Source organism: Streptomyces sp. NPDC054975, from assembly GCF_053609105.1.
Genome location: NZ_JBSGWV010000017.1, coordinates 56,859 through 78,495 on the forward strand (window position 1 = coordinate 56,859; position 21,637 = coordinate 78,495).

Genomic DNA, 21,637 nt, shown 5'->3' on the forward strand with positions numbered 1-21,637 from the left:
TTCCGGCGCCGCCGCGGCGGAACCCGTCGCCGTCCGGCGCTACGCGCTCAGCCGCCTGAACCTCCGTACCGCCAGCGGGAAGAAGACCGCGAGCAGCACCAGCGGCCACACCACCGCGGCAAGCGCGTGGCCCGGCTCGCCGCCCGGGTTGCCGAAGAGGTCCCGTACCGCCGTCGCCGTCGCCGACATCGGGTTCCACTCCACGACCGTGCCCAGCCACCCCGGCATGGACTCGGGCGAGGCGAAGGCGTTGGAGAGGAAGCCGACCGGCCAGACCAGGATCTGCACGGCCATCACCAACTCCGGCCGCCCCGCGACCATCGCCAGGAAGATCCCGATCCAGAGCATCGCGAACCGGAGCAGGAGCAGCAGCCCCAGCGCTCCGAGGAACGCCCCGAATCCGCCGTGTGCCCGCCAGCCGATCGCGCACCCGACGCCGACCATCAGCAGCAGCCCGGCCGCGGACTGGAGCATGTCGGCGACCGAACGCCCGACCAGGACGGCCCCGTCGGCCATCGGCATCGAGCGGAACCGGTCGATCACGCCCTTGTTGAGATCCTGCGTGACGGCCGTCATCGTGGCCTCGAGGCCGAAGACCATCGTCAGCGTGAGCATGCCGGGCACGAGGAAGTCGACGTACTCGCCCTCGATCCCCCGCCCTCCGCCGACGAGGTAGCCGAACATCAGCAGCATCATGATCGGGAAGGCCAGCCCGACCACCATCACGATCGGCTGACGCGCCCAGTGGGCCAGCTCCCGCCGGGTCATGGTCCAGCAGTCGCTCATCACATACGCCACGCTCATACCGTCGCCTCCGATTCCGAGCCCGCTTCCGCCGTTGCCTTCTTCTCGTCCCGTACGCCGTCGCGCGCCGCGTCCCGTGCCTCGTCGCCCGTCAGGTGGAGGAAGACCTCGTCGAGGGTCGGCCGCCGCAGGGCGATGTCCTCCGCCTCGATCCCGGCCGCCTCCAGGGCCCGTACGGTCTCGGCCAGCGCCGCCATCCGGTCCGTGACCGGTGCGCTGATCCGCCGCCGGTCCGTGTCGACGGCGATCCCCGAGGCGGGCGCGGGCAGGAGCGCCGCCGCCTCGGTGAGCCGCCCCGCGTCGCGCAGGACGACGTCGATGCGGTCGCCGCCCACCTTCGTCTTCAGCTCGTCGGCCGTTCCGTCGGCGACGACCCGGCCCCGGTCGACGACCGAGATCCGGTCGGCGAGCTGGTCGGCCTCCTCCAGGTACTGCGTGGTGAGCAGGACGGTCGTCCCGCCGCCCACCAGCGAGCGCACCGACTCCCACACCTCGCCCCGCCCCCGCGGGTCGAGCCCGGTCGTGGGCTCGTCCAGGAAGAGCACCTCCGGGTCGGTGATCAGCGAGGCCGCCAGGTCGAGACGCCGGCGCATGCCGCCGCTGTACTGCTTGACGGGCTTGCGCCCGGTGTCCGCGAGCCCGAACCGCTCCAGGAGCTCGTCGGCCCGTGCGCCCGCCCGGCGGGCGCCCAGATGATAGAGCCGCCCGAACATCTCCAGGTTCTGCCGGCCGCTCAGCTCCTCGTCGACGGCCGCGTGCTGCCCGAGGAGCCCCATCCTGCGCCGCACCTCGGCCGCCTGGCTCCGGACGTCGAATCCAGCGACCCGCACCAGGCCCTCGTCGGCCCGCAACAAGGTGGCCAGGATCCGTACCACCGTGGTCTTGCCCGCGCCGTTGGGGCCGAGCAGCCCGTGCACCGTGCCGCGCCCCACGACCAGGTCGAGGCCGTCGAGCGCCTGCTTGTCCCCGTACCGTTTCCGCGCGCCCTCGACGACGATCGCGTCAGTCATTCCAGCCTCCCAGCCCAGTAGTCAAACTTGACCACTAAGCCGAAGGTATGCCCGTCGGCTCGATTAGTCAAACTTGATTAGAGAGTTTTCCGCGTCCGGAGGGATGCGGAGGATTTCCGTCTCCGAGGACTCACGCCTCCCCCTCCGGGTCCGGCTCGCCCGTCGCGAACGGGTTCTCCTCACCCTCGGCGAGCACCCCCACGAAGGGCTCACCCTCGCCCGCGAAGGTGTACGCGCCCGCCTCGATCCGCTCGATCAGCCCGAGCGTCCACTCCTTGCCCGCGTCGGCGGAGTGGACCCAGAGGTGCATGATCTCGCCGATGTGCCCGAGCTGCTGCGGGCCGCCCTCGGGGGTGTAGTACTCCGTGACGGCCTCACGCCACTCGTCGAGCGCCCGCACCCGCCGCCTCAGCAGCTCCACGGCTTCCGCCCTGGGCAGGTCCACGATGAACCCGATCCCCGCGGACAGGACGTCCATCTTCTGGTCGTACGTGGTCAGCGCCTCACGCAGCAGCGCGAAGTACTCCGCCGTACCCTCGTCCGTCACCTCGTACTCGGTGCGCGGCGGGCCGCCGGCCGTGCTCGGCGCGATCTCGTACGCGCGCAGCAGGCCCTGCTTGGCCATCTGCTTCAACGCGTGGTAGATCGAGCCCGGCTTGGCGTTGGACCACTCGTGCGCGCCCCAGAACTCCAGGTCGTTACGGACCTGGTAGCCGTGGGCCCGCCCGTGCTGGCGCACCGCGCCGAGGACAAGTAGCCGGATCGCTGACACCCTCGCACCTCCTAGTCAATTTTGACTAGGGTACGCGCCATCGCCCCGAGGGCATCATCGCCACTGCCGCGTCAAGACCGCTCGCGTCACCGCCGCTGTTCCTCCGCGATCAGCGTGAAGGAGTCCTTGCCGTCCAGCGACTCCCGGATGATGTCCGCGTGCCCGGCGTGCCGCCCCATCTCCTGGACGAGGTGGAGCAGCATCCAGCGGATCGAGACCTGGCCGTCCTTCGGGAACCAGGGCGCCGGCGGCAGCGGGAAGGTCTCGTCCAGGCTGGGCACGGTCCGGACGAAGTCCTCGGTCTCCTTGGCCACGCCTTCCCAGAAGGCCAGCGTCTCGGCGACGCTCTCGCCCTCCACGAGCCGGAAGCCGTCGGCCCAGGTCTCCCGGGACCGCTGCTTCTCGTTCGCGCGCCGCTGCGCCAGCCGCAGCCAGTTCAGCTCGACCTCCGCGACGTGCTTGATCAGCCCGGAGAGGCTGAGCGTGCTGGCGCTGGGGCGACTCGCCGCCTGCTCCTCGGTGAGGCCGAGGGCGGCGCGGCGGATCGCGGCCCGCTGGGCCTCCACGAAGTTGAGGAACGCTCCGCGCTCGTCACCCTGGGCCTCCGCGGGAACAAGAGCAACCATGATGTCCGCCTTCCAGACGTCTCGTTGGGCGCCGGGGGCTGGCCTCCCCCGACACCCCTCACGCTACGAGCCCTTGAGGACAGATACGGTCCTGGAACCTAGAACGGGAAGAAGGTCCGGCCGTGCTGGATCGAGATCCACTTCTGGGTGGTGAACGCCTCGATCATCGCGTCGCCGTTCAGCCGACCGACGCCCGAGTGCTTCTCGCCGCCGAACGGCACGATCGGCTCGTCGTTCACCGTGCCGTCGTTGATGTGGATCATGCCGGTGTGGATGCGCTTGGCGACCCGTACACCCCGCTCGACGTCACCCGTGTGGACGGCGCCGCTCAGCCCGTAGGGGGTGTCGTTGGCGATCCGTACCGCCTCCTCCTCACCGTCGAAGGGGATGAGGAGGGCCACCGGGCCGAAGATCTCCTGGCCGAGGACCGCCGCGTCGGCCGGGAGGCCGCCCAGGACCGACGGAGAGACGACGTTCCCGTCGGCCGAGCCGTGCAGCAGCGCCGTCGCACCGGCCGCGACCGCCTGCTCGACGACGGCCGAGACCGACTCCGCCTGCTGGGAGTTGATGAGCGGGCCGATGTGGGTGGCGGGGTCGGCCGGGTCGCCGACGCGCAGGGTCTTCACCTTCGCGACGAACTTCTCGGTGAACTCCTCCTCCACCGTGCGGTCCACCAGGATCCGGTTGGCGGCCATGCAGACCTGACCCTGGTGCACGAAGCGGCTGAAGACGGCCGCGTCCACGGCGTAGTCGACGTCGGCGTCGTCGAGGACGATGAGCGCGCTGTTGCCGCCGAGTTCGAGGACGGCGTGCTTGAAGTGCTGCGCGCAGACGGTGGCGACGTGACGGCCGACCTTGTCGGAACCGGTGAAGGAGATGACCTTCGGGACGGGGTGGGTCAGCAGCGCGTCGCCGATCTCGGCGATGTCGGTGACGACGACGTTCAGCAGACCCGCCGGCAGACCGGCGTCCTCCAGGACCTTCGCCACGAGCGTGCCGCCGCAGATCGGCGTGTTCTGGTGCGGCTTGAGGACGACCGCGTTGCCGAGCGCGAGCGCGGGCGCGACGGACTTGAGGGAGAGGAGGAAGGGGAAGTTGAAGGGGGAGATGACGCCGACGACACCGACCGGGAGGCGGTAGACGCGGTTCTCCTTGCCGTCGACCGGCGAGGGCAGGATGCTGCCCTCGGGGCGCAGGGCCAGGTGGATCGCCTCGCGCAGGAACTCCTTGGCGAGGTGCAGCTCGAAGTCCGCCTTCAGGCGCGTACCGCCGAGCTCGGCGATGATCGTGTCGCCGATCTCCCGCTCGCGCTCCTCGATGATCCGCAGGGCCCGCTCGAAGACGAGCCGGCGGGTGTACGGGTTGGTCTCGGCCCACGCGTGCTGGGCGCGCTCGGCGGCCCGGTAGGCGCGGTCGACCTCGTCGGCGGTGGCGACGGTGATCGAGGCGAGCTTCTCCCCGGTGTACGGGTTGAAGTCGATGATGTCCCACGAGCCGCTGCCCGGCTTCCACTCGCCGTCTATGTACTGGTGAGCCAGGTCGGTGAAGTAGGACATGAGGCGAGACCCCTTAACCCGCGGTGGCGGACGCTGTGGCGACTGTGACGCGAAGCGACTGATGTCACGTCATCGTACTTACGTCCTAGGTGAGTTGGAGGAGCCCTCGGAGAAGATCACGGCTTTCGGCCGGATCGGGGCTCTCGTCGGCCAGCCGCTCCATCACACGCGCGTACTGGGCGACCTCCTCGCGCTTGTCGAGGTACAGCGCGCTGGTCAGCTGCTCCAGGTAGACGACGTCGGAGAGGTCGGACTCCGGGAAGCTCAGCATCGTGAACGCGCCGCTCTCGCCCGCGTGCCCGCCGTAGCTGAAGGGCATCACCTGGAGCGTGATGTGCGGATGCTCGGAGATCTCGATCAGATGCCGCAACTGGCCCTGCATCACGGCCCGGTCACCGTACGGGCGGCGCAGGGCGGCCTCGTCGAGGACCGCGTGGAAGTGCGGGGCGCGCTCGGAGACGAGCACCTTCTGACGCTCCAGGCGCAGCGCGACGCGGCGGTCGATCTCGCCGGCCGGGGCCTCGGGCATGCCGCGGCTGACGACGGCGTGCGCGTACGCCTCGGTCTGCAACAGCCCGTGGACGAACTGGACTTCGTAGATCCGGATGAGGGAGGCGGCGCCTTCCAGGCCGATGTACGTCTGGAACCAGCCGGGCAGCACATCGCCGAAACTGTGCCACCAACCCGCCACGTTGGCCTCGCGGGCGAGGCCGAGCAGCGAGCCCCGCTCGGCCTCGTCGCTGACCCCGTAGAGCGTGAGGAGGTCCTCGACGTCCCTGGCCTTGAAGCTCACCCTGCCCAACTCCATACGGCTGATCTTGGATTCGGACGCACGGATCGAGTAGCCGGCCGCCTCGCGGGTGATGCCGCGCGATTCGCGCAACCGCCTCAGCTGCGAACCCAGCAGGATGCGCCGCACGACGCTTCCGCTCGCTCCGCTCGATTCGACTGCGGTCACGGCTCCAGCCTCTCCTTCGCGGGTCTCGGGCCCCCGGATTGTGCCACTAAACGCTTCAGCCCGTACACATTCGATTACGGAAAGACGGCAACTTCAGGGCGACTTCCTGATCAAGGCGAAAGTGGCGCGGGAAGATATGCACAGAATCCGCTCGTGCGCGGACAGGCCGGGCGCGTGCACGTGCATCTGCCCTTGCATCCAGTGGTCGCATTCGGAACGATGGGCCCCGCGCAACCGCACCACATCCGCGATTCGCCGCGATTCCCGGGAGTGCCTCGCATGGGGACGAATGGATCGACCATGCTCGAGCCGTTACGGCAGGGGCTTCCGCCGATCGATCCCGCCGCCGTCTCCAACTCCGCCTCCTGCGCCCTGCCCCCCGCGTACGAAGCGGTGCGCGGCGCACGGAAGTTCACCCGGGCCACGCTCGCGCAGTGGGATCTCACCGAACGCTTCGACGATGTCGCCCTCGTCGTCTCCGAACTCGTCACCAACGCCCTGCGCCACGCGCTCCCCTCGGACGCGGCCGCCCACGACGCCGAGGGCGCGCGGGGCTCGCAGGAGGGGAGCGGCCGGCACACTCCCCCGGTCCGCCTGCACCTGATGCGCTGGACGAGCCGACTGGTCTGCGCGGTGCGCGACCCGAGCCACAAGAGCCCGGAGACGCGGGAGGGGGACGAGGACTTCGCGGCGGAGTCGGGCCGCGGGCTGTTCCTCGTCGACTCCTTCAGCGACAGCTGGGGCTGGCACCCGCTGGCGGGGACGCTCCAGGGCAAGGTGGTGTGGGCGCTCTTCCGCATCGGGCCGGAGTGACGCGTGTAGCTCGTGCTCGTGAAGCAGAGAGGGCCCCGGCGGGATTGCCGCCGGGGCCCTCTCTCGTCGGTATCCCTACGGATCACACGAGGTGGTCGAACTCGCCGTCCTTGATGCCGAGAAGCATCGCCTCTATCTCGGCGGGCGTGTACACGAGCGCGGGCCCGTCCGGGTGGCGCGAGTTGCGTACGGCGACGTTCCCGCCCGGCAGCTTGGCGAACTCCACGCAGGAGCCCTGCGAGTTGCTGTGCCGGCTCTTCTGCCACACCACACCTTGGAGCTCCGTGGCCGCCATGCCGTTGTACGCGTGATGCGCATGATGCACTGGTAGCTCCCCGAGACGGTTGTTGCAGGTGTCAACTTCCTCGGATCATAGCTGTGTTCATATGCCAATGCATGAGCAGATGCACGTGCACGCGGGGTGGCGTGTCGACTACGCGACTGGCTGCGACCTGGGCCGGCCCGCGTCCCGCTCAGGCCCGACTCAGCGAGCTACCGACGAGTATGGCAAGAGTGCCATCTCCCGGGCGTTCTTGACGGCCCGGGCGATCTGGCGCTGCTGCTGCGCACTCACCCGCGTCACCCTACGGCTTCGGATCTTCCCCCGGTCGGAAATGAACTTCCGCAGCAGGTCGGTGTCCTTGTAGTCGATGTACGTGATGCCGTCGCGGTCCAGGGGGTTCGGGCGCGGCTTGGCGGGCTTGCGGGGGGACTTGGGGGGCACGGGTCAGACCTCCAGGAGGGAGTCGAAGGCGGGCGGGAGCAGCTTCCAGGCCTCGCGCCCGGCGGCGTACTCGGCGTCGGTGAGCAGGCAGGAGTCGAGGACCTCGGCGAGGGCCTCACGGTCCAGGCCGGGCGAGGTGAAGACGAGGTGCTGGCAGCGGTCGCCGTGCTCGGGGTGCCAGTCCAGGGCGGCGGCGGCCCGGCGCATCGGCGGGATCATCTCCCAGGCGGCGTCGGGCAGGGAGGCCAGCCAGGGGCCGGCGCTCTCGACGCAGAGCGCGCCGCCCGCCGCGTCCCAGTGCAGCAGGACGTCGGGCTTGTCGGCGAGCCAGAACCGGCCCCGGCTGCGGGCGGCGGCGCAGGTCAGATCCTCCAGCGCCGCGTAGAGCCGCTCCGGGTGGAACGGTCGGGTGTGGTGCCAGACGAAGGTGGTCACCCCGCTGTCGTCGGCCTCCTGGGGCAGCAGCGCGCAGGCGGGATGCTGGGCGGCCGCGGCGGCCTCGACGTCGAAGCCCGCGAGAGCGGCGGCGGCCAGTTCCGTACCGGCCACCCGGCGGGCGGTGGGGTGGAGTTGGGCGAGCAGCGCGCGGTCCTCCTCGTCGGCCTCGGGACTGTCGACGACGGCCAGGACGGGGGCGTACTCCAGCTGGCGCGCCCAGGTGTCGGCCACGGTGCGCTGGTCGGTGGCGGCGGCCGCGAGTCCGACGTCGGCGAGGTCGTCGCCGTTGCCGAGGTAGGGCAGGACCAGCGCCGGGTCGACGGCTGTGATCACGGAGGTGAGCCGGAGTCCGGCCGCCACCACGACCTCGGCCATCGCCTTGGGCTCGACGGAGTCCCAGAGCTCGACGACCGCCAGGCGGGTGAGCCCGGCGTCGGCGAGCCGCCGCAGCTCGGGGACGAGGTCCTCGCGCAGGGCGCAGCAGGCGCAGTCGTTGACCAGCGGGGTCTCGCCGGTGGACAGGACCCCGGTGGCGTCGCGGACCGTACGGGCGACGGTCCCGGTCTCCGGGGCGGTCGCGAGGTCGTGGTGGAGCGCGACGCTGCCGGGGACGGTGGCCAGGAGCCGGTCCACGGCGGCGCGGCGGGCGTCGGCGTGGAGTCCGCCGACGACGGCGACGCAGAGGGAGGGCGTGACGGAGGGGCCTGCGGACATCAGCGCGCCTCGCGCCGTCCGTAACGCCGCTCGAAGCGCTCCACCCGGCCGGCGGTGTCGAGGACACGCGCGGTGCCGGTGTAGAAGGGGTGGCTCACGGAGGAGATCTCGACGTCGACGACGGGGTAGGTGTCGCCGTCCTCCCACTCGATCGTCTTCTCGCTGGTCATGGTGGACCGGGTGAGGAACGCGAAGTCGGCGGCCTTGTCACGGAAGACGACCGGGCCGTACGCGGGGTGGATGCCGTTCTGCATGGTTCAGCGCTCCTCTCGGAAGTCGACGTGCCGGCCGGCGACCGGGTCGTACTTGCGCAGGGTGAGGCGGTCGGGGTTGTTGCGGCGGTTCTTGCGGGTGACGTAGGTGAAGCCGGTACCGGCCGTGGACCGGAGCTTGACGATCGGGCGGAGTTCGTTGCGGGCCATGGTGTGTACAGTAAATGAACATGGTTCCCATTACCAATAACTCCTCGGAGAGGTAGGTCACCCTTGTCCGCCCACTGCCAGCTGACCGGCGCCCGGCCCGGCTTCGGCAACCGCATCTCGCACTCGCACCGCCGCACGTCACGGAGGTTCGACCCGAACATCCAGAAGAAGCGCTACTGGCTCCCCGGCGAGGGCCGGTACGTCCGGCTGACACTGAGCGCCCGCGCGATCAAGACCGTCGACACGATCGGGATCGAGGCCGCGGTGGCCCGGATCCGCGCGCGGGGGGTGCGGGTCTGATGGCGAAGAAGAGCAAGATCGCGCGCAATGAGCGCCGGAAGGACGTCGTGGAGCGGTACGCCGCGCGGCGGGCCGAACTCAAGGAGATCATCCGGCGGCCGTCCACTCCGGACGCCGAACGCGAGGCGGCGCTGCGGGAGCTGCGCCGCCAGCCCCGGGACGCGAGCGCCACGCGGGTCCGCAACCGGGACGCGGTGGACGGGAGGCCGCGGGGGCACCTGAGGAAGTTCGGCATCTCCCGGGTACGGCTGCGGGAGCAGGCGCACGCGGGGTTCCTGCCGGGGGTGCGTAAGGCTTCCTGGTAGGCGGACTCGGGGGGCGGGCCCTGGGCCGGGCCCTCTGTGTCAGGTGGGGGGCGTGGGGCTGGCGAGGGCGTCCGACAGGGCGTCCAAGGCGTCCAGAAGCAGACCGGCGCTCTTGCGCAGCAGCGGGTCCTCCAGCAGGGGCCCGTGGCTCGCGATCACCTCGCGCAGCTCGTCCCACTCCGGCGCCCTGCCCTCCCGTACCGCCTTCCCGCCCCGTTCCGTCGCGTGGCGCAGCGCCTCCGCGAGGGTCGCCGCGGCCGGGACGGGCGGGGCGCCGCGTTCCGGCAGATGCGCCTCCATCAGCATGGCGACCCTGCCGAACTGGGCCAGGGCATGCCCCGCGTCGTCCGCCGCCGCCCGGGAGAGACCGCGATGGCGCACCGGTTCGTGGGTCGCCCGGTCCAGGGCCTCCTGCCAGGCGATCCGGGCGGCGCGGGTGTCGAGCAGCGCCTCGCGCACATCGGCGCAGACCGGGCCGGCCGGGTGGGCGTAGTGGGCGACGACGGAGGCGGCGTAACGGCCGTCGGACACCAGCCAGTCGGCGAGGCGGCCGCGCAGGCGGGGCGTCTCCCAGGCCGGGTAGACGGCGTACGCGAGCATCGCGAGGACCCCGCCGAGGAGGGTCAGGACCACGCGTTCGTACACGGTCTGCGTCCAGGCCGAACCGCCCATGCCGAGCAGGAAGACGACGTACGCGGCGACGCACACCTGGCTCATGGCGTACCCGGTGCGCATCAGCAGGTACATCCCGAAGGCGCAGGCCACGGCGAGCGCGGCGGAGGCGTACACGCCGGGGTCTGCCGTCCGCACGACGGCGGTGGCGAGGGCGACGCCGACGAGGGTGCCGCCGAGGCGGGCGACGGAGCGGGAGTACGTCTGCGAGAAGTCGGGGCGCATGACCATCACGGAGGCCATCGGTGCCCAGTAGCCGTGGCCGAGGGGGAGGGCCGAGCCGAGGACGTAACCGGCGGCGGTGACGGCGGTGACGCGGACGGCGTGCCGGAAGACCTGGGAGTCGGGGCGGAGTTCGGCGCGCATGCGGGCGGCCACGACGGGGACGAGCCGGACGAGGGTGGGGCGGGCGCGGGCGTCGGAGGCGGTCTCGGTGCGGGGCTGGGCGGTCTCGACGACGTCGTCGAGGAGGGCGGCGAGGCGGACGGCGGCGCGGCGGGGAGGGCCGCTGAGGATGGCGCCGGTGTCGGGGGTACGGAGGGCGGCGACGGCGGCGGGCGGGAGGTCGACGGGCTCGCCGTGCCGGATCGCGTGGGCGGCGGCGTCCAGGACGGCGGCCGCGGCGGCGAGGAGTTCGCGGACGCGGGCGCGCCCAGGGCCCTCGGCGGGGGCGCCGACGGCGGGGTCGGCGAGGGAGGCGAGCACGGGGCGGATGCGCTCGGCGAGGCCGCGGGCGCCGTGGAGTTCGGCGGGGCGGCGGCGGGCCTGGCGGGGGGTGACGGCGGCGGCGCTGCGGGCGGTCATGAGGGGGACGGGGTCGAAGGAGGCGGTGGGGTCGTGGCGGAGGCGCCGGGCGTAGTCCGCCTCGGCGGCGAGGGCGTCGGCGAGGGCGTCGCGCTGGGCGCCCCAGCGGCGGACGGGGAGAAGGACGACGAGTGCGGCCTGGACGAGGCCGCCGACGGCGATCATGGCGGCGTGGCCGGCGGCGCCGGCGACGGAGGTGGGGAGGGTGACGGTCACCAGCATCATCGCGACGTTGGAGGAGGCGATGATGCCGATCGTCGGGCCGGCGGCCCAGGCGAGGCCGGAGAGGAAGGTCCAGACGACGAGGAGGGCGAGGAAGAGGGCGGGGTGGGCGCCGGCGCCGGTGACGTAGCCGAGGAAGGTGGAGACGGCGAGGCTGGCGCCGGAGGCGAGGGCGAGGGTGGGGCGGGGGCGCCAGGAACGCTGGAAGGTGGCGATGGCGGCCTGGAAGGCACCGAACGCGGAGCTGACTGCGGCGGCGGGGCCCAGGAGCGCGAGCGCCGCGCCGACGACGAGGGCGAGGCCGAGGGCCGCGCGGGCGGCGACGAGCGGTTCGAGGCGGCGCCGCTCGACGGTGAGCCCGGAACGGGCGGTCGCTTTCAGGGCCCGCGGCCAGCTCATGCGCCGAGCCTATCGGCGAACCCTCACCAAAGGGGATATTTCCCCCGTAGGGGTCCGCAGCCCCAGGCCTCGCCAGGGGAGGCCCGGGTACCGGGGTCGCCGTGCGGAGGGCTAAGAAGTGTCCAGTTCGTCGCGGTGGGGGTGGACGCGGGCGGTGTCGGCGGCCGTGGTGCCGTGGGTCCAGCCCGCCTCGTCCCACATGGCGCGCACGCGCGTCGTGCGGGTGTGCGGGAACATCTCGTCCGCGCGGGACGTCACAGCCACCTCGCGGGACGCCAGGGCCGGCAGGAGCGTCGGGGTCTCGGCGGCCACGCGGCGGGTCGTCGTCGCGAGGCGGGCGCCCAGGCGGTTCGCGTACGCGAGAAGGAAGGACTGCCGGAAGGACTTCGTCCGCTTCCTTCCGCCCGCCCGCTGTTCCGCCTCCGCCCGCGTCATCGCCGCCGTCCCCTGCACCAGCAGCGAGGTGTACAGCAGCTCCACCGGGTCGAGATCCGCCTCGAAACCGACCACCGTCGAGAAGCCGTACGGCTCGTTCCACACCGCCCGGCAGTGGTTCGCCGTCGCCACCGCGTCAAGGAGGATCGCCTTCGCCTGCTCGTACGGCGGCTCCACCCCGATCCGCATGGCCCCCGGCGCGTCCCCCGAGGGCGTACGCGCCGCCAGCGCCGCCTCGTCCAGGCTGTGGCGGGCCATCAGCTCCTGGGCCTTGGCGGTCAGCGCCTCCGCCTCCTCCGGGTACCCCGTCGCCTCGGCCTTCGCCAGCAGCGCCCGTACCCGCGTCAGCATCCGCGGCTCCCCCGCCGCCGGCGCCGGAAGCGCGTCGCCCGGCACCGGGCCCACCGGCTCCAGGGACGGCAGCCTGACCAGCAGCCGGTACAGCTCCAGCGCCGTCGTCGCGGAGGAGAAACGGTCCGCGCGAACCGGCGTCGTCTCCAGGTCCGCCAGCTGGGACGGCCAGCGGTGCGGCAGGTGGGCGTAGCCCGCCGTCTCCGCCGCGATCAAGGACCCCGCCAGCCGTACGTGCTCCTCCGCCAGCTCCCGCCGCACCAGCCGTACGAGATCCGCCGGCTGCCAGCCCCGCTCCCATGCCTGCCGTACGAACTCCTCGCCACGGCGCGCCAGTGCCGCGTCCGCCGACCGGTCCGCCGCGAGCAGCGACGCCGCCGTGTCCAGGGGCGTGTCCTCGTCCGTGTACAGGGCCGTCCTGAGAGCTCGGTCCACCGTCTCGCTCACTGCTGCTTCGCGTCCCATTCCTCGCGCGCCCGGCCGATCACCGCACGGTGGTCGAGCGACCAGTCCATCAGCTGCTTGATCAGGTGCGTCATGCCGTGCCCCGTCTCCGTCAGCCCCTCGTACATGAATGTGCCTCCTGACAAGATCCGCGCGCTGCCTCCAGGATGGACTCACCGGACGGAACCACGAAACCAGGGGGACCACGCCGCTCGTCACCGGTGCCTCGGGGGTAGGGCCAGGCCTACCGTTCAGAGGCCCACCAGGGGTCGTGATCGGGGGGCGCGGAAACGGTTCGCTTGAGCCATGACCTCAACGACCTCCGCCGGTGCGCCTTTCGGTACGTCCTCCGGCTCCGCTGTCACCGGCTCCGAGACCGCCGTTCGACTCAGCGGCCTCCGGCGCCACCACCGCGACGTCCGTGCCCTGGACGGCGTCGACCTGGACTTCCGTACCGGGACCTTCACCGCCGTCATGGGGCCCTCCGGCTCCGGAAAGTCCACGCTCCTGCAGTGCGCGGCCGGCCTCGACCGGCCCACGGGCGGCACGGTCGAGGTGGGTGGGGTCGCCCTGGAAGGGCTGAGCGAGCGGCGGCTGACGCTCCTGCGGCGGGACCGGATCGGCTTCGTCTTCCAGTCCTTCAACCTGCTCCCCTCCCTGACGGCCGCCCAGAACGTCGCCCTGCCGCTGCGGCTCGCGGGACGGCGGATCTCGCGGGGCGAGGTGCGGGCGGCGCTGGAACGGGTCGGGCTCGGCGGGCGGGAGAAGCACCGGCCCGGCGAGCTCTCCGGCGGACAGCAGCAACGGGTCGCGATCGCCCGGGCGTTGATCACGCGCCCGGCGGTCCTCTTCGGCGACGAGCCGACCGGGGCCCTGGACTCCACCACCAGCCGCGAGGTGCTGACGATGCTGCGGGAGCTCGTGGACCGGGACGGCCAGACGATCGTCATGGTCACCCACGACCCGATGGCCGCGGCACGCGCGGACCGGGTGGTCTTCCTGGTCGACGGGCGCCTGGCGGGAGAGCTGCACCGGCCCACGGTGGAGGGGGTCGCGGCGCGGATGGCCGGACTGGAGACGGGGACGGCGATCCCTGCGGACGGTGTGGGCTGTGCGGGTAGGGGCGGCCGTACGGGCGGTTTCGCCGGCTCCGTCGGCTCCGGTGCTTCCGGCGCGTCCGACCATTCCGGCGGCTCCGGCGCGTCCGGCCGTTCCGGCGGCTCCAGCGCGTCCGACCGTTCCGGCGGCTCCGGCGCTTCCGGCCGTTCCGGCGGCTCCGGCGCTTCCGGACGTTCCGGCGCGGCTCCCACCCTCGGTGCCGAGAACCTTTCCGGCGAGGAGGTTCTCCCGTGCTGACCGTCGTTCTCTCCGGACTGCGGGCCCGCTGGGCCGCCTTCCTCGGCAGTTTCGTCGCCCTCGCCCTCGGTGTCGGGCTCCTGACGACCATGGGTCTCGGCCTCTCCGCCACCTTCGACGCGCCCGAGCGCGCCCCGCAGCGGTTCGCGGACGCGCCGGTCGTCGTCAAGGGGCGGGACGCGGTCACCGTCGAGGTACGGCGGGGGCCGGACACCGCCACGGCCTCACGGAAGCTCGACCGTCCACAGCCTGTGGATATCGAACTGCTGGGCGAGCTGAAGGCCCGCTGGCCGGTCACGACGGCCGGTGGCCCCGACGCCGTCGGCGTGCACGGGCCCGTCGCCGAGGTGCGTACGGTCGTCGGGGAACGGGCCCAGGTCCTCACCGGGAACGAGCGGCGGCTCGCCGACCCCGAACCGGAGCGGGACGCCGAGGCGCTCGTCGCCCTCAACGCCCTGCTCGGCACCGCCGGAGGCGTCACCACCTTCGTCTCCGTCTTCGTCGTGGCCTCCACGTTCGCGTTCGCGGTCGCTCTGCGGCGGCGCGAGTTCGGGCTGCTGCGGATGGCGGGCGCGACGCCGGGGCAGGTGCGGCGGATGCTGCTCGCGGAGGCGGCGGGGGTCGGGGTGCTCGCCTCGGCCGCCGGGTGCGCGCTGGGGGCGTGGGGGGCGCCGTGGCTGGCGCGGATGCTCGTGGAGGAGGAGTTCGCGCCGGAGTGGTTCGCGATCGGCGGGGCCTCGTGGCCTTTCCACACCGCGTTCTGGACGGGGGTGACCGTCGCCCTCGCCGGCGCCTTCGCCGCCTCGCGGCGGGCGGGGAAGGTCGGTGCGGCGGCGGCGCTGCGCGAGGCGGACGTCGACACGGACGTCCTGCCGCTCGGCCGGGCGCTGCTCGGTACGGGGCTGCTGGTGGCGGGCGCGGGGCTGCTGGTGTGGACATGTGCGACCGAGCCGTCGGAGCTGCTGAAGCGCAAGACGTACACGACCCTGCCGATGCTTCTGATCACCGGCGTCGCGCTGCTCTCGCCGCTGCTGGTGCGGCCTGTGGCGCGGGCGCTGCGGCTGCCGGGGGTGACGGGGATGCTCGTACGGGAGAACAGCGCGGCGGCCGTCCGCCGTACCGCAGCCGTCGCCGCGCCGGTCCTCGTCACGGTGGCGCTGGCCGGCTCGCTGCTCGGGTCGGCGACGACGGTCACCGGCACGAAGGCGGCGGAGGCGCGGGAGCAGACGCGGGCGCAGTGGGTGGTGACGGGGGACGAACTGCGGCCGGTGGCGGGCGCGTCGGCGACGGGCGCCACCTCCGTCTTCGTACGGGACGGGGCGGAGGCGCTGGTGAAGTACGGGGCGCGGGCGGTGTCGGACCCGGCGGCGTTCGCGGAGCTGGCGCGGCTGCCGGTGGTGGCGGGCGACGTGGGCGACCTGGACGACCGGTCGATCGTCGTGAACGAGGAGTTCGAGCGGCGGACGGTCGGCGACGTGGTGGAGGTGTGGCGCGCGGACGGGAGCGGGCCGGTGCCGCTGCGGGTGGTGGCGGTCCTGGCGCTCGGAACGGGCGACAACGGGCCGTACGTGACGCGGGCCAACGCGCCGGGGGCGGTCGTGGACCGGATCGAGGCGCGGGGCGTGGCGCCGGAGGCGCTTTCCGGGGCCGGCGGGACCGTCCGCACGGTCGAGGAGTGGGCACGGGCCGAACACCCGACGACCAGCCGCGAGACCCGCCTCGGCCTGCTCCTGGTCCTCGGCATCGCGCTCGTCTACACGGTGATCGCGCTGGCCAACACGCTGCTGATGGCGACGTCGGTACGGGGCGGAGAACTGGCCGCGCTCCGCCTGGCCGGCGCCACCCGCGCCCAGGTCGTGCGGGTCGTGACGGGCGAGTCCGCGCTTGCGGTGGCGATCGGGGCGGTCCTGGGCCTGGCGGTGACGGCGCTCTGTCTGGCCGTCCAGGCCGTGGCCCTCTCCACCCTCTCGGCGCCGGTCGCACTCTTCGTCCCCTGGCAGACGGTGGCCGCGACGGCGACCACCTGCGCCCTGGTCGCGGCGGCCGCCTCCGCCCTCCCCGCGTGGCGCGCGACGCGCTGAGCGGCGAAGGTGGGTGAACGGGGCGGTGACCGGGGTCGGAGCCGGGTCACCGCCCCGTCCGTTCGCCACGGCCGGCCTTGCCCGTCTCCACGCCCGGGCCGGCCGGGGCCCGTCGCTGCCCTGCGTTGTCAGTGGTGGGTGCCAGACTCGCACCCGTGAGCGAGAGGTGGGTGGTGGCCGCCGAGGCGGAGGGGGAGGGAGCGCGGCTCGTTCCCCTCGGTCCCGACGCGCTGCCCGCCGGGCCTGTTCTGCGCGAGCCGGACCTCGTCGAGGCCGTCCGTTCCCGGCCCGGTGTCGCCCGCTGGGTGTGGCGGTCCACCACCGAGATCCATCCCCGGCTCCTCGCCGCCGGGGTGCGCGTCGAGCGGTGTTACGACATCGAGGTCGCCGAAGGGCTCCTGCTCGGCCACGAGGGGCGGCTCGGCGAGCCCCGGTCCGCCGCCGCCGCGCTCGCGCGGCTGCGAAACGCTCCGGTGCCGCCCGATCCGCCGCAGCGAGCCGCCGAGCCCGGCTCGCAGGACTCCCTCTTCGAGGCGAGACCCACGGCCCCGCCCGTCTCCTTCGAGGACCTCCTCGCCGTCTACGCGGAGCAGCAGGCCCGCCATGACAAGGCCGAGCACCCGGGGCGGATGCGGCTGCTCACGGCCTCCGAGTCCGCCGGGATGCTCGTCGCCGCCGAGATGCACCGGGCCGGTCTGCCCTGGCGGGCCGACGTGCACCGGGAGCTCCTGAGCGAGCTGCTCGGCGAGCGGTACGCGGGCGGCGGCGAGCCCCGGCGCCTCGCCGAGCTCGCCGACGAGGTCTCCGCCGCGTTCGGCCGCCGCGTTCGCCCCGACCTGCCCGCCGACGTCGTCAAGGCCTTCGCCCAGGCCGGGATCCGGCTGCGGTCCACCCGCCGCTGGGAGCTGGAGGAGATCGACCACCCGGCCGTCGCGCCCCTCGTCGCGTACAAGAAGCTGTACCGGATCTGGACCGCGCACGGCTGGTCCTGGCTCCAGGACTGGGTGCGCGACGGCCGCTTCCGGCCCGAGTACCTGCCCGGAGGCACGGTCAGCGGACGGTGGACGACGAACGGCGGCGGCGCGCTGCAGATCCCCAAGATCATCCGGCGGGCCGTGGTCGCCGACGAGGGCTGGCGGCTGGTCGTCGCCGACGCCGACCAGATGGAGCCCCGGGTCCTCGCCGCGATCTCCCGCGACCCCGGTCTGATGGAGGTCGCCGGACACCCCGACGACCTGTACACCCGGCTGTCGGACCGCGGCTTCTCCGGCGACCGCGAGCACGCCAAGCTCGCCCTGCTCGGCGCGATCTACGGGCAGACCAGTGGAGACGGCCTGAAGAACCTGGCCGCCCTGCGCCGCCGCTTCCCGCGCGCCGTTGCCTACGTGGACGACGCGGCGAAGGCCGGCGAGGAGGGGCGGCTCGTCCGGACCTGGCTCGGCCGGACGAGCCCTCGGGCCGTCGGCTCCGGCGAGGACGACGAGGCGGGGATCCCGCAGGAGAGCGGGGACGAACCCTCGGCCGGGGAGGGCGAGTTCACGCCCGGTTACGCCTCCGGGAACGCCCGGGCCCGCGGCCGGTTCACCCGTAACTTCGTCGTCCAGGGCAGCGCGGCGGACTGGGCCCTGCTGATGCTCGCCGCGCTGCGCCGCGCCACGGCCGGGATGCGGGCCGAGCTGGTCTTCTTCCAGCACGACGAGGTGATCGTGCACTGCCCGGCGGAGGAGGCGCAGGCGGTGACCGAGGCGATCCGCGCGGCCGGGGACGAGGCCGGCCGCATCGCCTTCGGCCCCACCCCCGTCCGCTTCCCCTTCACGACGGCCACGGTGGAGCGGTACGCGGACGCCAAGTAGGGCCGGCCCCTTGGCCGTGGGGGGGGGGGGGGGGGCGCCCGGGGCCCCCGGGGGCCGGGGCGCGGGCGGGGCGCCCCCCCCCCCCCACCCGCCCCGCGATTGGTTACTCTTGCAGATCGGAGTGGGTGGTGTGGTCGGGGCGCTGGCCGGCGGTACGCCCTTGTTGGGGGGCGCCGGGTCGGTCCCGGCCCGGGCGCACGGTTCAGCGTGCCGTCGTCGGCGCCGCTCCCCCTCTACTTCGCCGCGAACTTCGTCCACTTGTCGCTGAGGGCGATCGCCTTGAGCTGTTCCAGGGTCAGGGCGGGCGCCTTGCGGGTCGCGTCGTCGTGCTGGGCGCCCGTGTTGAAGGCGGAGACCACGACCCGGAAGCCCGACTTCGTCAGGGAATCGGCCGTCCACGAGACGACGCCCGCGCCGCCCTTCTCGCCGGACTCCTGGGTCACCTTCACGAGCCGCCCGTCCGGCAGCTTCGTACCGCCGGCGGCGATGTGGCCCGCCACGTCGTCCATGCCGTTCTGGACGTTGATCTGGACGAGGCTCTTGCCCTTGCCGTCGTTCACGACCACGTACGCGAACTCGCCCTCGCCGCCCTTGGAGACGACCGTCAGCTGCTTCGGGAGCAGCGAGCGCAGGGTCGCCTGGACGGCCGCGCCGTCCGGCTCCGGCGGCCGGGCGCCGACCGGGTCGGCCCCCGGGGTCGGCTTCGAGACCGGCACCGCCAGCTGCTTGAACAGCGGCCGCCAGCCCGCCGCCGTCACCAGCGTCTTCAGCTGGGCCGGGCTGAAGGGCGGGTTCGTGCGGGTGACGGCGGAGTCCTTCGCGGTGGGCGCGTTGTACTCGCTCGCGTCGACCAGGAAGCCGTCCCGCGTGAGCAGGACCGCCCGCCAGTTCTTCGTGTCCGTGCGCCGGTCCGGGTACTCGTACCCCTGGAAGACCATCAGCCGGTCGCCGTTCGGCAGCCGCTCGCTGGTGCACGCGTCGTGCGGCACGTACACCTTGTCCGGGCACGTCACCTGGTCCGCGCCGGCCTCCCCGCCCTCCCCCGCCCGGAAGAGGCCGACGGAGACGGCCGCCTTGCCCTTGCCGTCGTCGTAGACGCCGCCGACGGACTCGCCCACCCCGCCTTCGCCCTCGATCGTCCACGTGCCGGCGGGGGTGTTCGCCTTGAGGACGGCCGCCAGGTCCTTGACCTTGAGGGTCGACGGCCCGATCCCGGGCTTCTGCGCCGTAGGCGCGGTGGTCGTGGCCTTCGGCGCGGCCACCGAGGAGCCCTTGCTCGCCTCGCCACCACCGCCCGAACCCAGCAGACCACCGGCGTAGACCCCGCCGACGCCCACCACGGCGAACGCCACCACCCCGCCGGTCACCGCGCCCACGCGGCGGCGCCGCACGCGGCGCCGGCCGCGGGTCAGGCCACCGGCCACCAGCTCGCGGCCGTCCTCGGCGGCGAAACCGTCACCGGTACGGCGCAGGGCCTCACCGAACTCGTCCTCGAAACCGTCGTGTCCCTCGTTCAGAGGCATGCCGAATCACCGTCTCCGGTTCATGAGTGAAGGAAAGAAAGAATGCGGAAGCTTTGAGCGCCGAAGGTCTTGCGAAGTGCCTGGTCAGCGGCGTGCGAAGTCGACGATGCTGCCGCCGAGCCGCTCCCTGAGCTTGCCGAGCGCCCGCGTGCAGCGGGTACGGACCGCCGCCGAGCTCACCTGGAGCGCGTCGGCCGTCTCCTCGACGCTGCGGTCCTCCCAGTACCGCAGCACCACCACCGCCCGGTCCTTCGGCGCGAGCGCCGCCAGCGCGGCGAGCAGGGCGATCCGCAGCGTCGGATCCTCGTCGCCCTCCGGGGCCCGGTCGGGCAGCTCGCCCAGGGGACGCTCGGACGCGGAGCGTCGCCGCCGGTGGCTGAGGAACGTACGGACCAGGACGGTCTGCGCGTACCCGGCCGGGTTGCCGATCCGGTGCACGCGTCCCCACAGGGCGTACATCCGGCCCAGCGTCTCCTGCACCAGGTCCTCGGCGAGATGGGTGTCTCCGCTGGTCAGCAGGCACGCCGACCGGTACAGATGACCCGTCCTGGCAGCTGCGAACTCCAGGAACTCGTCCGCGCGGGACTGTCTCATGCCCCTCCCCTCCGTCGCGATGCGCGCCCCTACACCCCCATGACGCGACGGGCCCCGGGAAATGTTTCACATGACCTTCGGACAAGGCTCGTACGAGTTCGCGGGAACTCGAATGTCCTAGATTGCTCAGATTGGGTATCTCTGGAACATGAACGTTTTTCTCGTGGATTCAGCAGGGGTCACGACCGCGGCCGGTGTCTGGCAGTCCGGGCTGGCCCAGGTTCTCGGCGGCCTGATCGTGGTCGCCGTACTGATCGGCGCGTTCTGGCTGGGGATGAGGATCAGGGACAAGGAGTCCCCGACGCCCGATCCCGAGGAGCAGCCGCATCGGCCCGAGGGCGGTCTGCCGGGCGAGACGTCCGAGTACCGCCGGCCGGCGGAGATGCCACGCACCGACGGTGAGCACCGCCTCATGCCGTACGAGCTGAAGAACGGCGGCACGTCGGGCACGGAGACCTCGCCCGAACCGCCCAGCGAGGAGAAGCGCAAGTGGGGCGGGATCTCCAGCGGCGGCTTCGGCAGCGGCGGGCCGGGCCACGGCGACTGAGGTGGGGTGGCTGAGGAGGCAGGGGCCGACAGGTGGCCGAGCACGCGGTGGGGCATGACGATCGCGCGTCGTCCCTGACCGAGGAGGAGCAGGTGTCGCGGTCGCGGGCGATCGCGTACCGGCTGCTGGGTTCCTCCGCCGGGGCGGAGGCGGCCGTACGGGAGGCCCGCACGGGCGCCGACCTCGATGCCGATGTCGAGGTCGCGGCTGTCTGTCTGCGGATGCTCCGGGCGCGTGAGGCGCGGCGCAGCGACCCCTGGGATCCGTGGGCCGCGGACGAGCCCCGTGAGTTCGCCGCCCTGGACACGCTGACGCCCGCCGAGCGGGTGGCGTTCGTGCTGCACGACATGTTCGCCGTGCCGGTCGACCGGATCGCGCAGGTCGTGGAGCGCGCGCCCGCGGCCACCCGGCAGCTCGTGAGCCGGGCGGGCACGCGGGTGCGGGACGCGGAGGAGATGCCGGAGCCGGACCTGCCGCGCCAGCGCGAGGTCGTCGGCCAGGTGCTGGCCGCCGTGCGGGACGGGGACCCCTTCGCGCTGCGCGCGCTCCTCGACCACGATGTGCTCCTGCGGGCGGACGCGGAGGCGGTACGGGCCGGGGCGACGCCCGCCCACGGCGTCGGGGCGGTCGCGGAGCGCCTCGCCGAGCGGGCCCTTACGGCCCGTCCGGCGCTGGTGGACGGCGCGGCCGGCCTGGTGAGCGGCACGGAAGGTGAGCCGGAGGGCCACGTGCGGTCGGTGATCGCCTTCACGGTGATCGACGGCCGCGTCACGGCCGTGGACGTCCTGATGGACCCGGACCACCTGGGCCGCCTGGAGATCGACGTCCTGGCCGACTGACGGGCCGCCGCTCGGCCACTGGCCGTGCGGTCATCCCTCCCGCACGCCGGGCGGTGCGGGTGCCGGTGGCGGTGG

Annotated in this window: 23 protein-coding genes and 1 pseudogene; 8 read left to right on the forward strand and 16 right to left on the reverse strand. The window is 73.0% G+C overall.

Annotation, left to right across the window (positions count from 1 at the left end):
* Positions 1 to 39: 39 nt before the first annotated feature.
* From ACWF79_RS17740 to ACWF79_RS17765, 6 genes are all read right to left on the reverse strand, one after another.
* Positions 40 to 804, reverse strand: a complete 765-nt coding sequence (locus tag ACWF79_RS17740) for an ABC transporter permease (protein ID WP_453729016.1) — start codon at positions 802 to 804, stop codon at positions 40 to 42.
* Positions 801 to 1,814 (reverse strand): ATP-binding cassette domain-containing protein, encoded by a 1,014-nt coding sequence (locus ACWF79_RS17745; RefSeq protein ID WP_453729017.1) that lies wholly within the window; start codon positions 1,812 to 1,814, stop codon positions 801 to 803. The genes ACWF79_RS17740 and ACWF79_RS17745 overlap by 4 nt, the downstream gene beginning before the upstream one ends.
* 130 nt (positions 1,815 to 1,944) lie before the next feature.
* Complete coding sequence (locus tag ACWF79_RS17750) at positions 1,945 to 2,586, reverse strand: PadR family transcriptional regulator (protein ID WP_453729018.1); 642 nt, start codon at positions 2,584 to 2,586, stop codon at positions 1,945 to 1,947.
* Between the two features lie 86 nt (positions 2,587 to 2,672).
* Positions 2,673 to 3,212 (reverse strand): DinB family protein, encoded by a 540-nt coding sequence (locus ACWF79_RS17755; protein WP_453729019.1) that lies wholly within the window; start codon positions 3,210 to 3,212, stop codon positions 2,673 to 2,675.
* A gap of 98 nt (positions 3,213 to 3,310) precedes the next feature.
* Positions 3,311 to 4,768, reverse strand: a complete 1,458-nt coding sequence (locus ACWF79_RS17760; protein WP_453729020.1) for an aldehyde dehydrogenase family protein — start codon at positions 4,766 to 4,768, stop codon at positions 3,311 to 3,313.
* Positions 4,769 to 4,853: 85 nt separating this feature from the next.
* Positions 4,854 to 5,726, reverse strand: a complete 873-nt coding sequence (locus ACWF79_RS17765) for a helix-turn-helix domain-containing protein (RefSeq protein WP_453729021.1) — start codon at positions 5,724 to 5,726, stop codon at positions 4,854 to 4,856.
* A gap of 279 nt (positions 5,727 to 6,005) precedes the next feature.
* Between ACWF79_RS17765 and ACWF79_RS17770 the strand changes: the two genes are divergently transcribed.
* Positions 6,006 to 6,539: an ATP-binding protein gene (locus ACWF79_RS17770; protein ID WP_453729022.1), complete on the forward strand. Its 534-nt coding sequence runs from the start codon at positions 6,006 to 6,008 to the stop codon at positions 6,537 to 6,539.
* An 82-nt stretch (positions 6,540 to 6,621) separates the two neighbouring features.
* Here ACWF79_RS17770 and ACWF79_RS17775 read toward each other — a convergent pair whose 3' ends face one another.
* From ACWF79_RS17775 to rpmG, 5 genes are all read right to left on the reverse strand, one after another.
* Positions 6,622 to 6,834: a DUF397 domain-containing protein gene (locus ACWF79_RS17775; RefSeq protein WP_361957001.1), complete on the reverse strand. Its 213-nt coding sequence runs from the start codon at positions 6,832 to 6,834 to the stop codon at positions 6,622 to 6,624.
* 189 nt (positions 6,835 to 7,023) lie between these two features.
* Positions 7,024 to 7,263: a 30S ribosomal protein S18 gene (rpsR, locus tag ACWF79_RS17780; protein ID WP_137988604.1), complete on the reverse strand. Its 240-nt coding sequence runs from the start codon at positions 7,261 to 7,263 to the stop codon at positions 7,024 to 7,026.
* Positions 7,264 to 7,266: 3 nt separating this feature from the next.
* The gene (locus tag ACWF79_RS17785; protein ID WP_453729023.1) at positions 7,267 to 8,415 is read right to left on the reverse strand and encodes a CobW family GTP-binding protein; all 1,149 of its coding nucleotides are present in this window, start codon (positions 8,413 to 8,415) and stop codon (positions 7,267 to 7,269) included.
* Positions 8,415 to 8,669, reverse strand: a complete 255-nt coding sequence (locus ACWF79_RS17790; RefSeq protein ID WP_453729024.1) for a type B 50S ribosomal protein L31 — start codon at positions 8,667 to 8,669, stop codon at positions 8,415 to 8,417. The genes ACWF79_RS17785 and ACWF79_RS17790 overlap by 1 nt, the downstream gene beginning before the upstream one ends.
* Positions 8,670 to 8,672: 3 nt before the next feature.
* Positions 8,673 to 8,837, reverse strand: a complete 165-nt coding sequence (gene rpmG / locus ACWF79_RS17795; RefSeq protein WP_453729025.1) for a 50S ribosomal protein L33 — start codon at positions 8,835 to 8,837, stop codon at positions 8,673 to 8,675.
* Positions 8,838 to 8,900: 63 nt separating this feature from the next.
* On the opposite strand from rpmG, the gene rpmB reads away from it, so the two are divergent.
* Both rpmB and rpsN read left to right on the forward strand, forming a co-directional pair.
* Positions 8,901 to 9,137, forward strand: coding sequence for a 50S ribosomal protein L28 (gene rpmB / locus ACWF79_RS17800; RefSeq protein ID WP_453729026.1), 237 nt, complete (start codon positions 8,901 to 8,903; stop codon positions 9,135 to 9,137).
* Positions 9,137 to 9,442, forward strand: a complete 306-nt coding sequence (gene rpsN / locus ACWF79_RS17805; RefSeq protein WP_453729027.1) for a 30S ribosomal protein S14 — start codon at positions 9,137 to 9,139, stop codon at positions 9,440 to 9,442. Before rpmB ends, rpsN begins: the two co-directional genes overlap by 1 nt.
* Before the next feature lie 39 nt (positions 9,443 to 9,481).
* Here rpsN and ACWF79_RS17810 read toward each other — a convergent pair whose 3' ends face one another.
* The 3 genes from ACWF79_RS17810 to ACWF79_RS17820 all read right to left on the reverse strand — a co-directional run bounded on the left by ACWF79_RS17810 (position 9,482) and on the right by ACWF79_RS17820 (position 12,897).
* The gene (locus tag ACWF79_RS17810; RefSeq protein WP_453729028.1) at positions 9,482 to 11,539 is read right to left on the reverse strand and encodes an FUSC family protein; all 2,058 of its coding nucleotides are present in this window, start codon (positions 11,537 to 11,539) and stop codon (positions 9,482 to 9,484) included.
* 111 nt (positions 11,540 to 11,650) lie between these two features.
* Entirely contained in the window at positions 11,651 to 12,790 is a 1,140-nt protein-coding gene (locus ACWF79_RS17815; RefSeq protein ID WP_453729029.1) for a DUF2786 domain-containing protein, read from the reverse strand.
* Positions 12,769 to 12,897 carry a hypothetical protein gene (locus ACWF79_RS17820; protein WP_453729030.1) on the reverse strand — a complete coding sequence of 43 codons (129 nt, stop codon included), beginning with the start codon at positions 12,895 to 12,897 and terminating at the stop codon, positions 12,769 to 12,771. Before ACWF79_RS17820 ends, ACWF79_RS17815 begins: the two co-directional genes overlap by 22 nt.
* Positions 12,898 to 13,075: 178 nt before the next feature.
* Here ACWF79_RS17820 and ACWF79_RS17825 point away from each other — a divergent pair.
* From ACWF79_RS17825 to ACWF79_RS17835, 3 genes and pseudogenes are all read left to right on the forward strand, one after another.
* Positions 13,076 to 13,849: pseudogene (locus tag ACWF79_RS17825) on the forward strand (ABC transporter ATP-binding protein); the annotation flags it as partial.
* A 269-nt stretch (positions 13,850 to 14,118) separates the two neighbouring features.
* The gene (locus ACWF79_RS17830; protein ID WP_453729031.1) at positions 14,119 to 16,206 is read left to right on the forward strand and encodes an FtsX-like permease family protein; all 2,088 of its coding nucleotides are present in this window, start codon (positions 14,119 to 14,121) and stop codon (positions 16,204 to 16,206) included.
* Between the two features lie 155 nt (positions 16,207 to 16,361).
* Positions 16,362 to 18,059 carry a bifunctional 3'-5' exonuclease/DNA polymerase gene (locus tag ACWF79_RS17835; RefSeq protein WP_453729032.1) on the forward strand — a complete coding sequence of 566 codons (1,698 nt, stop codon included), beginning with the start codon at positions 16,362 to 16,364 and terminating at the stop codon, positions 18,057 to 18,059.
* Positions 18,060 to 18,292: 233 nt separating this feature from the next.
* Here the strand turns inward: ACWF79_RS17835 and ACWF79_RS17840 are convergent, their stop codons facing one another.
* Positions 18,293 to 19,582 (reverse strand): hypothetical protein, encoded by a 1,290-nt coding sequence (locus ACWF79_RS17840; RefSeq protein WP_453729033.1) that lies wholly within the window; start codon positions 19,580 to 19,582, stop codon positions 18,293 to 18,295.
* A gap of 84 nt (positions 19,583 to 19,666) precedes the next feature.
* On the reverse strand, positions 19,667 to 20,176 hold the full coding sequence (locus ACWF79_RS17845; protein WP_453729034.1) for a SigE family RNA polymerase sigma factor: 510 nt from the start codon (positions 20,174 to 20,176) through the stop codon (positions 19,667 to 19,669).
* Positions 20,177 to 20,324: 148 nt separating this feature from the next.
* On the opposite strand from ACWF79_RS17845, the gene ACWF79_RS17850 reads away from it, so the two are divergent.
* Together ACWF79_RS17850 and ACWF79_RS17855 are read left to right on the forward strand one after the other, a co-directional pair.
* Positions 20,325 to 20,723: a DUF6479 family protein gene (locus ACWF79_RS17850; RefSeq protein ID WP_453729035.1), complete on the forward strand. Its 399-nt coding sequence runs from the start codon at positions 20,325 to 20,327 to the stop codon at positions 20,721 to 20,723.
* 32 nt (positions 20,724 to 20,755) lie between these two features.
* A complete protein-coding gene (locus tag ACWF79_RS17855) occupies positions 20,756 to 21,562 on the forward strand; it encodes an RNA polymerase subunit sigma-70 (protein WP_453729036.1) in 807 nt (268 codons plus the stop codon).
* Positions 21,563 to 21,637: the final 75 nt, after the last annotated feature.